The sequence below is a fragment of the Solibacillus sp. FSL W7-1324 genome (genome assembly GCF_038008025.1).
Lineage (GTDB): Bacteria > Bacillota > Bacilli > Bacillales_A > Planococcaceae > Solibacillus.
The window spans coordinates 237,268-251,186 of record NZ_JBBOYH010000001.1 but is presented as its reverse complement, the minus strand read 5'-3'; the positions used below and the strand labels follow the sequence as shown (position 1 = coordinate 251,186).

16 protein-coding genes are annotated in these 13,919 nt (G+C 39.8%); 8 read left to right on the top strand and 8 right to left on the bottom strand.

What is annotated here, in order from left to right:
• Positions 1–1,056, bottom strand: a complete 1,056-nt coding sequence (locus MKY71_RS01265) for a nitric oxide synthase oxygenase (protein WP_340731314.1) — start codon at positions 1,054–1,056, stop codon at positions 1–3.
• Positions 1,057–1,231: 175 nt separating this feature from the next.
• Entirely contained in the window at positions 1,232–1,513 is a 282-nt protein-coding gene (locus tag MKY71_RS01260) for a hypothetical protein (protein ID WP_340731313.1), read from the bottom strand.
• 172 nt (positions 1,514–1,685) lie between these two features.
• Here MKY71_RS01260 and MKY71_RS01255 point away from each other — a divergent pair, with 172 nt between their 5' ends.
• The 8 genes from MKY71_RS01255 (at position 1,686) to MKY71_RS01220 (ending at position 7,783) form a co-directional block, all read left to right on the top strand.
• On the top strand, positions 1,686–1,943 hold the full coding sequence (locus tag MKY71_RS01255; RefSeq protein WP_340731312.1) for a LysR family transcriptional regulator: 258 nt from the start codon (positions 1,686–1,688) through the stop codon (positions 1,941–1,943).
• Between the two features lie 200 nt (positions 1,944–2,143).
• Positions 2,144–3,472, top strand: coding sequence for an LLM class flavin-dependent oxidoreductase (locus tag MKY71_RS01250; protein ID WP_340731311.1), 1,329 nt, complete (start codon positions 2,144–2,146; stop codon positions 3,470–3,472).
• Between the two features lie 19 nt (positions 3,473–3,491).
• Positions 3,492–4,244 carry an amino acid ABC transporter ATP-binding protein gene (locus MKY71_RS01245; protein ID WP_340731310.1) on the top strand — a complete coding sequence of 251 codons (753 nt, stop codon included), beginning with the start codon at positions 3,492–3,494 and terminating at the stop codon, positions 4,242–4,244.
• A gap of 13 nt (positions 4,245–4,257) precedes the next feature.
• Positions 4,258–5,262, top strand: coding sequence for an LLM class flavin-dependent oxidoreductase (locus tag MKY71_RS01240; protein WP_340731309.1), 1,005 nt, complete (start codon positions 4,258–4,260; stop codon positions 5,260–5,262).
• A gap of 15 nt (positions 5,263–5,277) precedes the next feature.
• Positions 5,278–5,541, top strand: coding sequence for a glutaredoxin family protein (locus MKY71_RS01235; RefSeq protein WP_340731308.1), 264 nt, complete (start codon positions 5,278–5,280; stop codon positions 5,539–5,541).
• Complete coding sequence (locus MKY71_RS01230; RefSeq protein WP_340731307.1) at positions 5,541–6,350, top strand: transporter substrate-binding domain-containing protein; 810 nt, start codon at positions 5,541–5,543, stop codon at positions 6,348–6,350. Before MKY71_RS01235 ends, MKY71_RS01230 begins: the two co-directional genes overlap by 1 nt.
• 18 nt (positions 6,351–6,368) lie before the next feature.
• Positions 6,369–7,067 carry an amino acid ABC transporter permease gene (locus MKY71_RS01225; protein WP_340731306.1) on the top strand — a complete coding sequence of 233 codons (699 nt, stop codon included), beginning with the start codon at positions 6,369–6,371 and terminating at the stop codon, positions 7,065–7,067.
• Positions 7,068–7,078: 11 nt separating this feature from the next.
• Positions 7,079–7,783: an amino acid ABC transporter permease gene (locus MKY71_RS01220; protein ID WP_340731304.1), complete on the top strand. Its 705-nt coding sequence runs from the start codon at positions 7,079–7,081 to the stop codon at positions 7,781–7,783.
• Between the two features lie 81 nt (positions 7,784–7,864).
• Here MKY71_RS01220 and MKY71_RS01215 read toward each other — a convergent pair whose 3' ends face one another.
• The 6 genes from MKY71_RS01215 to MKY71_RS01190 form a co-directional block, all read right to left on the bottom strand.
• Positions 7,865–8,185, bottom strand: a complete 321-nt coding sequence (locus tag MKY71_RS01215; RefSeq protein WP_340731302.1) for a spore coat protein — start codon at positions 8,183–8,185, stop codon at positions 7,865–7,867.
• 13 nt (positions 8,186–8,198) lie between these two features.
• Complete coding sequence (locus tag MKY71_RS01210; RefSeq protein WP_340731301.1) at positions 8,199–8,405, bottom strand: spore coat protein; 207 nt, start codon at positions 8,403–8,405, stop codon at positions 8,199–8,201.
• Positions 8,406–8,525: 120 nt separating this feature from the next.
• Complete coding sequence (locus MKY71_RS01205) at positions 8,526–9,494, bottom strand: agmatinase family protein (RefSeq protein WP_340731300.1); 969 nt, start codon at positions 9,492–9,494, stop codon at positions 8,526–8,528.
• Positions 9,491–10,720, bottom strand: a complete 1,230-nt coding sequence (gene hutI, locus MKY71_RS01200; protein WP_340733593.1) for an imidazolonepropionase — start codon at positions 10,718–10,720, stop codon at positions 9,491–9,493. The genes MKY71_RS01205 and hutI overlap by 4 nt, the downstream gene beginning before the upstream one ends.
• A 45-nt stretch (positions 10,721–10,765) precedes the next feature.
• The gene (gene hutU, locus MKY71_RS01195; RefSeq protein ID WP_340731298.1) at positions 10,766–12,427 is read right to left on the bottom strand and encodes a urocanate hydratase; all 1,662 of its coding nucleotides are present in this window, start codon (positions 12,425–12,427) and stop codon (positions 10,766–10,768) included.
• A gap of 25 nt (positions 12,428–12,452) precedes the next feature.
• Positions 12,453–13,787, bottom strand: coding sequence for a YjiH family protein (locus tag MKY71_RS01190; protein ID WP_340731297.1), 1,335 nt, complete (start codon positions 13,785–13,787; stop codon positions 12,453–12,455).
• Between the last annotated feature and the right edge of the window lie 132 nt (positions 13,788–13,919).

Sequence of the window (13,919 nt, the reverse complement as noted above, 5' to 3'; positions counted from 1 at the left end):
TTAATATGGCTGCTTTTGGTAGAAGTAATTTGGTTTTTTTAGCGTGTTGGCAATTGGTTCATGATAAAGATCCGTAGTTGCAGGAGATAATGGCGGTACTAGCCAAACCCAGTTGCCGGTTACATCGCGGTTGCTTTTATTTTCCTGCATTTGAAACAGCTGAAACTGCTGGGCTGCTGTATGATGATCGACAATACTAACACCCGCCCTTTTATAGGAATGAAGAACCGCAACATTCAATTCAACAAGTGCACGGTCCTTCCAAAGCGATGTATTCATTGCAGTATCCAGTCCCATTGCTTCCGCTACTTCCGGGAGGAAATTATAACGGTACGTATCCGCCAAGTTGCGCGCACCGATTTCTGTCCCCATATACCACCCGTTAAACGGGGCTGCCGGAAAATCGGTGCCGGCAATATTAAAACGCATACTCGAGATAATCGGAACTGCATACCATTTTATATTTAATGATGAAAAATCATATTCCGGATGGGTGATCGCCACTTCCAGCACACACTCTTTCGGAAGATCAAAAAACATAGGATCCCGGTCATCAACTTGAATGACAAGTGGTAGTACATCATAGTTTGTACGTGCACCCCGCCAGCCAAGGCTTTCACATATTTTCGTAAACTCGATCGAATCGGAATCTCCGACAATCCCACTATCTGTTTCATAGCCGGCATAGCGGATGAGCTGGTGATTCCAAATTCGTACACGGTCCGGTTCAAACAGTGTAATAGCCGGTCTAATTTTCCCGTTATTGGTCGCAAAATCAATATGGTTAAGAAGTGCTTCGTAAATTTCAGCTTCATTTAATAATCGGCGCTCATCAAACACGTTTAAGCTATTCCAAAACAGACGCCCGATACATTTATTGCTGTTGCGCCATGCAACTCGCGCCCCGTATGTAAGCTCATCTGTCGATAAAATAAAGTCCGAATGCTGGGCATCTTCCAAACGCTTTTTCAGCCACTCTTCTGTCTGATTTGTTTCTTTTTTATATAAAGTAAGGAAATCTATACGTTCATGCACTATTGAAGTCGTTGTTGCCATCTATTTCATCCCCTTCTAGCCTTATTTTGGCCTCTTGGAAAAGGAAACACAATGAAACAACAACCGATTAAAACATGTATATTTCATACATGACTAAATTTGTTCATAAAGTCTTTTTAAACTATCTCCTCCATTTATCACTCGCTGATTTGCCGCTTCCTGTATCATTTAAACTTTAGCGTCGTTGATTTTGGGAAATGCTGTTCGTGCCTTGTTTTTTCAAACTAAGTACAGTAAATATAAGGATTGCTATCCCAATGTAGCTCCCAAGCAATAATAACGGGGAGCCTTCTTTAATAAATCCGAATGCCAACTCAGATTGCAACCCAACCGTATCCGGCGCAAATTGCGGTTTGTAGAAAAATGTTTGAACTAACCCTATTAACAGCTGTATTGCAAAATATAGAATATGTAAGAGCAGTGCCCCGATGATTGCGAAAAGGATTTTACGTTTCATCTTGAACCTCCTTTTGAAATAATCATTGATATTATTTACTGTTTAGGAATGTTATAAGTTTCATAAAAAAAGAATTAACGTAAATATAAGGGAAATTCGGAATATAATAATATATACCCTTGCATTTAAACCAACTATTCTTATAAACTTTATTATAAAGAGGAGGGTAAGTTTGAATATAGATCATATTGAATCATTTATATACGTTGTTGAATATAAAAGTGTACATAAAGCAGCAAATGTTTTATTTCTTTCTCAACCTACCATTTCAGCACGCATCAAATCACTTGAAGAAAGTTTAAATGTACAATTGTTCATTCGGTCTGGACGCAGTTTAAGTTTATCTAAAGAAGGACAGCACTTTTTACCGTATGCTCAGGAAATTGTTGCTCTGTATCGCAAAATTCAAATGGAAATCCGAACACTCTAAATATAAAAGTTCTTACTTCTCAACATCATTTTATTAAATGATGTTTTTTTATGCCTTCTCCCCTTTGCTGCACCATAAGTTCCACTTTCACTGATAGAATTTTTCTATCAATACCCCCCTTGTAACAATTGACAGAATAATGATACGATTCATTAACAATAAAGTTTAGTAAATCAATAGGAATTAAAGGAGATGGCATCATGGTTAAAAAACAAGTACATTTTGGTGCAATGATACATGGTGTAGGAGGTCATATTTCAAGCTGGCGACATCCCGAAGTAAACCCAAAGCAGAGTGTTGACATACAATTTTATACACAACAAGCGCAAGTTGCAGAACGAGGGAAATTTGATGTTGTTTTTATTGCAGATGGTCTATTTATAAATGAAAAGTCAATACCACATTTTTTAAATCGCTTTGAACCGGTAACCATTTTATCAGCGCTGGCTTCTGTTACAAACAATGTCGGTTTAGTTGGTACAATTTCCACTTCTTACAGCGAACCATTTAATGTTGCTCGACAGCTTGCTTCACTTGATCTGATTAGTAATGGTCGGGCTGGTTGGAATGTCGTTACAACTCCATTGGAAAGTACGGCATTAAATTTCAACAAAAAAGTTGAAGATCATCCATCACATGCCGAACGTTATGAGATTGCTAAAGAATATTTAGATGTTGTAAAAGGACTATGGGATTCATGGGAAGATGATGCCTTTATTGCAGATATAGATAAAGATTTATTTTTCGATAAAGATAAGCTTCATGTACTTGATTATAAAGGGAAATATTTCAATGTTCGTGGCCCCTTAAATATTCAACGATCGAGCCAAGGTCAGCCGGTTATTTTCCAAGCTGGTTCATCTCCTTCAGGAATTGCTCTGGCAGTTCGAGATGCAGATGCAGTATTTTCAGCACCAAAGTCACTTGAGGAAAGTCAGCTTTTCAAACAAAAACTAACAGAGGCTGCGATAAATGCAAAGCGTGATCCTGAGCAGTTAAAACTGTTCCCAGGTATTTCCCCTATTATTGGAAATACATCTGAAGAAGCAGAAAAGCGTTATTGGGAAGTTGCCGAACTAGTATCTGATGAAAAAGCACTTGCATATTTAGGCCGCTATTTCGATCATCACGATTTCAGTCAATACGATATTGATGCCCCATTCCCTGAACTTGGCGAGTTGGGACGGAACAGCTTCCAAGCGTTTACCGATCGGATTAAGCAGTATGCAAAAGAAGAAAAACTAACATTACGCGAAGTCGCCCTTCGCGAAGCAACACCGCGCTCGAATTTCATCGGTACACCTGTTCATATTGCCGATGAGATAATTCGCTGGATTGAAGCAGATGCAGCGGACGGGTTTATTATTACGACGGTTGCACCACATACTTTGGAAGATTTCGTTGAAAAAGTTGTACCGATTTTACGAGAAAAAGGTTATTACCGTGAAGACTACCCTGCTTCGACTTTACGCGAAAACTTAGGTTTACCAATTAAAGAAAACCGCTATAAGAAACAGCTTATCAAATAAGTTAAGGAGGGGCCTCCGAATGATCAAGCTTGAAAATATTCATAAAAGCTTTGGCAAAATAGAAGTTTTAAAAGGGATTGACCTTGAAGTAAATAAGGGGGATATTATTTCGATTTTGGGTCCTAGTGGCTCAGGAAAAACAACGTTACTTCGTTGCATTAACTTTTTAGAAAAAGCAAACGAAGGCACAATCACGATTGATAATTTATCACTTAATTCGAAAAATGCTTCTAAAAAGGCAATTATTGCATTGCGAAAAAAGACCGCGATGGTTTTCCAAGGCTATAACTTATTTCAACATAAAACAGTTTTGCAAAATATTACAGAAGGCTTACTTGTTGTCCAAAAAAAATCAACGAAAGAGGCAAAGGAAATTGCATTAGAGCTGTTAAAAAAAGTAGGTCTCGAGCATAAAGCGCATGTCTATCCAAGCGAATTATCAGGTGGGCAGCAGCAGCGTGTCGGTATTGCGAGGGCACTGGCACTAAATCCAGAAGTTATTTTATTTGATGAGCCAACATCTGCCCTAGACCCGGAGTTAGTCGGTGAAGTATTAGATGTTATTAGGAAAATAGCAAAATCCGGAATAACGATGATTATCGTCACACATGAAATGAATTTCGCACGAGAAGTGTCCAGCCGCATTGTTTTTATGGATGGTGGTGTAGTTTTAGAAGAAGCCGAGCCTCAAGTCATTTTTAATACACCAAAACATGACCGGACAAAACAATTTCTAAAACGTTTAACACCGGAACTTACATTTGATATATAAGGAGAATGAAAAAATGGGCTATCACTTATCTATTTTAGATCAGGCTCCTGTTATAGAAGGCGCATCTAATGCATTAACTCTTCTTAGAACAGTCGAGCTTGCCCAGCTAGCAGAAAAGCTTGGGTATAAAAGATTTTGGGTTTCTGAACATCATCATTCACATGAAGTGGCGAGTTCTTCTCCAGAAGTACTTGTCAGCTATATTCTTGCAAAAACCAATAAGATACGGGTAGGTTCCGGCGGTGTTATGCTTTCCCACTATAGTCCATATAAAGTAGCGGAGAATTTTAATGTTTTAACGAACTTAGCAGGAAACCGCGTAGACTTGGGAGTAGGAAAAGCACCCGGTGGACTCCCATTAGCTACAGCCGCTTTACAATATGGTGTATCTGAAAGTATCGATAATGATTTTAATGAACGCCTTCGCTTACTGAAGGGCTTTATTGAAAACAGCCTTCCGGAAGAGGATCGTTTCGCTAAGTTGGAAGTAACCCCAACAACCGAAATCGCCCCAGAAATCATCTTGCTAGGTGGTAGTGTTTCAAGTGCTGAGTATGCTGGTCAATTGGGCTTCACATATGTATTTGCTCAATTTATTAATAGTGATAAGCAAACCCTCATTGACGCTATTGCCGCTTATAAAAAGCATGCTCCAAAAGGGAAATTTGGTGTCGCATTTGCTGTTATAGCCGCTAAAGACGAAGCATCCGCCCACACTTACGCGGAAGGACATGAAATTTATAAAGTGCATTTAGCAAGTGGTCGTACACTAACACTTACTACAAAGGAAGCGGCTGAAGACTACGGTAAGCAATCAGGGGAGGCTTTTGAAGTAAAACGTTATGAAGCAAATATTTTGAGCGGTACACCATCAAAAATTAAAGAAACATTCGATCATTATTACGAATTAGGTGTAACGGAGTTTATTCTTCATACACCCATTAAAAACCATGAAGCACGCCGTATGTCATATGAGCTGCTTAGTCCAAAAAAACTGCTCTCGGCAGTGACTGTATAATAGGGGGAAATTAAAATGACACAAGTAATTGTTTGGTCTAAAGATGGTTGTTCTTATTGCGAAGAAGTTAAAACATATTTAAAGCAAAAGCAAATTGATTATAGAGTAGTTGATGTTACGAATAACGACACTTATCGTGATATTTTAGAAATTAAATATGGCATTCGTTATGTGCCGGTTGTTGAAATCGGACAGGAAAATTCATATGTAGGCGTGACAGAGCTAGGTATTGAGCATTTAGAAAAAGCATTGAAAGTAACTCAAGAGGTGAATGGCTAATGAACAAAAAACTACTATCATCCATTTTATTATCTGGTGCTTTACTAGCGGCATGCGGCGATGATTCAGATGTCGCTAAGACAGATGCCAATAATAATGCAGACGCAGAAAAAGTTGTTATTGGTACAGGTTCACAGTTTATCAATATTTGTTTCTATGATGAAGATGGTAATTTAACAGGTTATGATATCGAGTTATTAAAAGAAATCGATCAACGTTTACCTCAATATGAATTTGATTTTGAAGTGATGGATTTCTCCAACTTACTTCTAAGTTTAGAAACTGAAAAAATTGATTTAATTGCACACAATATGGCTAAAAACCCTGAGCGTGAAGAGAAGTTTTTATTTAATAAACAGCCATACAATGCGGTTCCTACCCATGTTGTAGTCAATGAAAAAAATACTGATATTCATTCTATTGATGATTTAAATGGAAAAACAGTTGGGCTTGCACCAACGAGTAATGCAGCTCTTTTTGTTGAAGATTATGTAGCAAAAAATAACCTGGACACAGAGTTAACATATATAACGTCAACACCTGATATGCTAAACCAATTAAAAACAGATCGAATTCAGGCAATTTTCCAATTCCCTTTTTCAGTAGAAATATTTAATCGTGAATCTGATGCACAATTGAAGCTGGTTGGCGAACCATTAATTTTCTCGGAAATCTTTTTCATGCTGAATAAGCAAGACGAAAAACTTGCTGCCGATATCGATGAAATATTAGAAGAGTTAATTGAAGATGGTACTGTTAAAGAATTAAGTGAAAAGTGGCTTGGTGCCGACTTCTCGGTTGAACTTTAAAAAAGGAGGTAATGATGAATGTCGAGCTTCTTCGATATTGGCTATGTATTTGATGCCATTCCAAAATTGCTAAACTACTTACACATTACAATCGAAATACTTCTGTTATCGATTTTCTTTGGGCTTATTCTTGGAATCATCATTGCCGTTCCACGTCTCTATAAAATCCCTGTTCTTAAAGAAATCGCTACACTTTATATTTCATTTATTCGTGGGACGCCGATTTTAATCCAATTATTCTTAGTTTTTTATGGGCTACCTCTTCTTGTAGGAATGTTTGGCATCAATATTACACGAATGGATGCTTTTATCTTTGTCATCATTACATACACACTTAGTAATGCAGCAGCTTTTGCAGAAATATTCCGTGCCGCAATTCAATCGATTGACTATGGGCAAGCTGAAGCAGCACAGTCAATTGGTATGACAGGGTGGCAAACGTTCTCGCGTATTGTTTTTCCACAAGCATTACGGATAGCCTTCCCTAATATTGCAAGCACATCAATCAGCTCATTAAAAGACACTTCGCTTGCCTTTTCTATCGGCGTTATGGATATGATGGGCCGTGGAGATACGCTTATTACTGCTACGATGAACGCACTCGAAGTATATGTAGCACTTGCCATCATATATTACGTCATCGTTTTACTGCTTGAATACGGTTATAAATTTATTGAACGCTATTTAAATCACTATCTTGTAAAAGAGGCACTTTAGGGGGAAATACGATGCAGTTGGACTTTAATTTTACTTTGTATGCGTTAAAGGAAATTAGCAAAGTTATTCCTTTTACTTTATTTTTAGCATTTACACCTATCATATTAGGGTTTGTAATTGGTCTGTTTGTTGCCTTTATCCGAATGAGTGATTTAAAAATATTAAAAGCTTGTGCAAATTTTTATGTTTCCTTTTATCGGGGGACGCCTGTAATTATGCATATTTTCATTATTTATTTCGGCTTTACTAATTTTGCGCAAGAAGTGCTCGACATTTCTCTTAATGGAATCCCGCTTTATGTTTTTGTTTTAATCGCTTTAACTTTAAATGCTGGTGCCTTTTTATCAGAAATTATACGTAGCGGGATCTTAAGCGTTTCTAAAGGTCAGATTGAAGCAGCACATTCAATAGGAATGACGGCGAGCCAAGTGTTTACACGTATCATTTTTCCTCAGGCAATAGTTGCAGCAATTCCAAATTTAACGAATATATGCACTGCCTTTTTACATGCAACATCGATTGCCTTTTTAATCTCTGTAACTGAAATTACAGGTACTGCCAATATTATAGCGGCAAGTAATCTAAAGTTTTTGGAAGCCTTTATCGCAGCGGCACTCATATATTGGGTGATTTCTATTTTAATCGAACTGATTTCTGCAAAGGTCGAGAAAAAAGTTACAAAGCATTTGCGGAGAGGCGTCGTTCAGAATGCATAATATAACGTAATTTCTATAATCCTCAAAAACAGGCTGTTTGAAAAGTGTTCAACCTTTCCAAACAGCCTGTTTTAATTTCAACTATTTTTTCGCCACATTCAATGCGATGTCTGCTTTTTCAATATCATGCTCCATCTGTTCTTGTAAATCATAGGCATGATACATTTCATTTTTGATCATATATTGTGCAATTTTGTCATGTGTATCAATCGCGTTATCCAGTTCACGGCGTAAAATTCGTTTAACAGCAGGTGTTGCCGTTTCGGTAATGGCTACCGCCAAGTTTCGAACTGCTGCTTTTGATGTGATCAGCAGGTCAGTAGCAATCGCCATATCGTCAATCATTGATACATCCAAATCCAGTTGCTGTTCAGTTGTTTCTTCTGATTTTTTCGTTGCCATTGTCTCTGCCTCCTTAGTTGCTTGCATCTTTCAGTAATTTTTTCAGATCTTTAATTGCCTTTACGGAAAGTTCCAGATCTTCATCAAGGATTTCCTTCAGTTTCTTGTCTTGAACAAGAGATGAGAACAACTTCCCTTTTGTAACGCATGTCGTTTTAAAAATTAATACTTCATGGACTTCCAATTGTTCATGTAATGCTAGTTCCTTTTTAGCAGCCATTTGACAACCTCCTGTAGTTATTAATCTCTTTCCTCCTTTACCCCCAGATTTGATTCTTAATCCGCTTTTATTCTATTTTAATTCATAAAAAAAACCGAATTTCCTTAAAAAGAAATTCGGTCATTTTAAATGTACAAATCTCGATACCATCATCGTTAAAAACGCATAAACCCCAGCCTTTACCGTCTGCAATTCACGTGTATCACGATGCGGGTCAACACAGACGAAATCCATACCTTTTACAATTTCATATTTCCCCACTTCATAAAGCAAATCAAAAAGTTCATCTGTCCGCATCCCACCTGGTGTAGACGCAGGAACTCCCGGGGCATATGCAATATCAAGTACGTCCATATCAACTGTCACATAAACAATATCTACTTTTTCAGAAAGCTCTTCCATGACATTCGCGATTACGGACTCCGCGCCACGACGACGGAAATCCTTTAACGTAATACGATTCACCCCATAATGGTCCGCAGTACGAATAAGGCTCGGGGCATTGTAAAAACCGTGCAGCCCGATGTTGTACACATCCTCACCCTTCACTATCCCTGCATCAAGCAGCTGACGGATCGGCGTACCATTTGTCGGTCCATCTGATTCCGTTGCTCGTAAATCCAGATGGGTATCGAACTGTAAAATACCGATTCGTTTGCCGGAAGAATTTGCAAAAGCCCTTACAACCGGGGCAGTAATCGAATGATCGCCGCCAATTTGTACATAGAAGCTCGCAGGACAATTATTCAATATATCCGTCATCGCCTGTTCGATATTGTCATGACACTGTAAAATATTCGTCCCGTGCATTTTCACATCGCCGACATCCGCAACCCGTAGTTCCCGAATATCTACATCCTCATCAATCGAATACGTCGTAAACAGATTCCAGCTTTTACGGAAAAAATCCGGATATTCCGAAGCTGCTGAAGCACTAATCGACGAACGGGACAGCGGGACCCCTGTTAAAACCACATCAAAGGATTCCGAAAGCTCCGCATAACTTGGTACAATCCAGTCTTTCACCTTCAAGTCTTCAGATTCTACCCGATTCCAAGAAGTTGCCGGGCTTACTAGAAAAGCGCTCACAGTAAGCTGCCACCTTTCACAACGACTTTTCCTGCTTTAATAACAGTGTCGGTATGATTCATCCCGTAAAAATATTGAAGCTGCTTATAATTTGGAACGTCCAAAATCAGTACATCTGCCTTTTTTCCTTTTTCGAGCGTACCAACTTGATCCGCGCGTTTTATCGCATGGGCGGCATTGATCGTTGTTGCACAAAGCACTTCTTCCATCGTCATACCCATGTTCATGCATGCCAAATTTTGAATGAATGGCAGGCTGATCGTTGGCGAAGAACCCGGATTAAAGTCCGTTGAAATCGCTACAGGTACGCCACTATCAACCATCAGGCGTCCTCTTGCATACGGTGCGCGTAAAAAGAAGGCAGTTCCAGGTAAGAGTACAGCAATCGTACCTGCCTTCGCCATTGCAGCAATTCCTTCATCGGAAGCAACGAGTAAATGCTCTGCGGAGATGGCTCCTACTTCTGCAGCGAGTTCCGCGCCTTCGTACGGCTCGATTTCATCTGCATGAATTTTCGGTGTCAGTCCATATTCTTTCCCCGCTTCCAGAATCAAGCGGGATTGCTCAGGTGTGAACACCCCTTTTTCGCAAAAGACATCATTGAATTCCGCAAGCCCCAATTCCGCCACTTTTGGAATCATCTGCTCGATTATAATTTTCACGAATTCATCTTCATTGCCTTTAAATTCTTTCGGAACAGCATGTGCGCCCATAAAAGTAGAGACGATATCGACAACATGCTCTTCCTGCAGTTTCTTTACAACATTAAGCTGTTTGAGTTCGTTTTCAAGATCAAGGCCATAGCCGGATTTTGCCTCAACCGTTGTAACGCCGTGACGCAAAAACTCGTTTAAGTGCTGAACGGTTTTATTGTATAACTCATCAAAACTCGCTTCACGCGTTTTTGTCGTCGTATAGTGAATCCCGCCACCTGCATTCATAATATCCATATAGGACCTTCCGGCAAGGCGCATATTCAGCTCATGTTCACGTGTCCCCCCATGCACTAAATGTGTATGGCAGTCAACAAGACCCGGCATGACAATCTTCCCGCGTGCATCAATAACCTCGGCATCGCTTACTAGATGCGGATATTCCTGTTTTATTTCATCAAGAGGCGCAATCATAGCAATGCGATCGTCTTCGATTAATACACTTACCTCTTTTTTCAGACCGAGCTCGCTCATTTGCTCACGGCGGCGTGGTAATTTCACATCACATTCCATTGTTAATACTTCATTTGCATTGTTTATTAAAATAGCCAAAGTTCATCATCCTTTTAGCATCGGCATATTGATACCTTTTTCTTTTGCTGTGCGAACTGCAATGTCATAGCCTGCATCTGCATGACGTACAACCCCCATACCCGGGTCTGAAATAAGCACGCGATTGATCTTTTCTGCAGCAAGTGTTGTTCCGTCAGCTACTAGTACTTGGCCGGCATGTTGGGAATATCCCATTCCTACACCGCCGCCATGATGGATACTCACCCAGCTTGCACCGCCTGCCGTATTGACGAGCGCATTTAATAATGGCCAATCTGATACAGCATCCGATCCATCCTGCATTCCTTCTGTCTCACGGTTTGGCGAAGCGACAGATCCAGAGTCCAAATGATCACGACCGAATACGATCGGTGCTTTCAATTCACCATTTGCAACCATTTCGTTCACTCTTAGGGCAAAGCGGTGGCGGTCGCCATATCCCAGCCAGCAAATACGGGCAGGTAAGCCTTGCCATTTCACCATTTTCTGCGCCATATCGATCCAGTTTACTAATGCTGTATCTTCAGCAAACATTTCTTTAGCCAAAGCATCTGTTTTGTAAATATCCTCCGGGTCGCCTGACAATGCTGCCCAGCGGAAAGGTCCCTTTCCTTCACAGAATAACGGGCGGATATAGGCAGGTACAAATCCAGGGAAGTCAAAAGCATTTTCCACACCCATTTCCTTTGCATACGCACGGATATTGTTTCCGTAGTCGAATGTTTCCGCACCTGCCTGCTGGAATTCAAGCATTGTCCGTACATGCTCTGCCATTGTTTCCTTTGCTCGGCGCTCATATGTTTTTACATCCGTTTTGCGCAATTGAAGTGCTTCCTCCAACGTCATCCCGTTTGGAATATAGCCGTTAATCGGGTCGTGCGCAGATGTCTGGTCTGTCACGAAATCCGGAATCATGCCGCGATTTAACAGCTCACGGTTAATGTCTGCACAGTTTCCTACTAAACCAATTGATGCAGGTTCTTTAGCAGCCGTTAACTTATTCACCAGCGCTATCGCCTCATCTACTGTTTCGACAAGGTAATCACAGTAGCCTTCATTTATTTTACGTTCGATTCGTGCACGGTCCACTTCAACAACTAAAATGACCGCTCCCGCCATTTTTCCGGCTAATGGCTGGGCACCACTCATACCACCCATACCACCAGTTAATATCCACTTACCACGAAGGTCGGCTGTTCCAAACTTCTTTTTCCCTGCTTCCACAAAGCTTAAATATGTTCCTTGCAAAATACCTTGTGCCCCGATATAAATCCATGAGCCTGCCGTCATTTGCCCGTACATCATTAAGTTGCGTTCTTCCAGTTCATAGAAGTGGTCCCAGTTTGCCCAGCCAGGCACCAAATTCGAGTTGGCAATCAGTACGCGTGGTGCATTTTCATGTGTTCTAAATACTGCAACCGGTTTTCCGGACTGAACAATCATCGTTTCGTCATTTTCCAGTTCTTTTAATGTCGCAATGAGTTTTTCATAGCTTTCCCAATCACGTGCAGCTTTCCCGATACCGCCATATACGACAAGCTCATCCGGATTTTCCGCTACTTCCGGATCTAAATTGTTCATCAGCATGCGCATTGCCGCTTCCTGTGTCCACCCTTTACATGAAAGCTCAGAACCACGTGGTGCACGGATGTTTGTTTTATATACCATAAAAAATCTCTCCTTTAATTTGAAGTTAGAATAAGATAAATGCTATTGGTGTAACGAATATGAGTGTTAAAACAACTCGCTCAAACCAGATAATGAGCATTTGGCGAATTGATAACGGGATGTCTGTCGATAAAATAACCGGAATGACAGCTGAAAAGAATAAAATAGCTGAAATCGAAACGACGGCTACGATAAACTTCGTTACAAGAACGGCCTCCGTTACAATCATTGCCGGTAAGAACATTTCCGCTATCGATAATGACAACGCTTTAGCTGTCAACATCGGATCAGGAATTTGCAGTAAATACGTAAATGGCGCGAATATATATGCCAGCCAGTCAAACAGCGGTGTATAAATTGCCAATACCATTCCTAATAGTCCAATGGATAAAATGGATGGTATGACCCCCATCGCCATAATAAAGCCGTCTTTTAAATGAATGTATAAGTTTTTAGGTAAAGACGGATTTGATTTTGTTGCTTCAACCGCTTCAGTCCAAGCAACGGTTAACCGGTCCTTTTTCACAATCTTTTCAGGCTGTGGAATGGAGCCTTCATAGTATTCATCTTTAATTTTGTTTAATGGATAAATCCGGGCTGTAATTGCAGTAACAATGAATGTCACAACTAATGTCACCCAGAAAAATAAGTTCCAGTATTCCATTAAATCCAATGTTTTTGCGACGACTACCATGAATGTAGCTGATACTGTAGAAAAGCCAGTCGCAATAATAGCAGATTCTCTTGCTGTATATTTTCCTTCTTTATAAACACGGTTCGTCAATATTAAGCCGACCGAATAGCTGCCAACAAAAGAGGCTACCGCATCGACTGCTGACCGACCCGGTGTTTTGAAAATTGGTTTCATTACCGGTTGCATGAGTACCCCTATAAATTCTAGTAAGCCATAGCAAACGAGCAGTGCTAAAAAAATCGATCCGATTGGAATAACCAGACCCACCGGCTTAATAAGTTTTTCTAATAAAAATGGACCGATATCCGGATTAAATAACCAAGCGGGACCAAATCCGAAAATAAGCATTACCCCGGCAACAAGTCCGCCCAACTTAAAAATCGATAACACCATATTTACTTTTGAGGTATTCCATTTTTTCGTGACAAATGGATAAAATGCTCCAAGTACTAAAAGAATCAACACATACCCGTTTACTAACGTTGGTGTGAATGTCGTGAATGCACTTACGATATGGTCGATTAAAATCGATGTTTTTCCATTCCATTCAAATGTGATAAAAAAACTAAAAATCCCGATTAAGCTGCAAGACACCATTTTCATGAAAATACTCACTTCAAACTGTCCAACTTTCGGCAGTTCCTGTTCCTCCTGGTACTTTGTCATTCCACCACTCCTTTGTAATTTCCATTCTAGTTTTCTTTCAATTCGGAATAAATAGAATAAAAACATCGATTATAGTAATATTTGAATAAAGTAAAATTAATTTGAATGAATTGTAGTATTTATATATGAAAC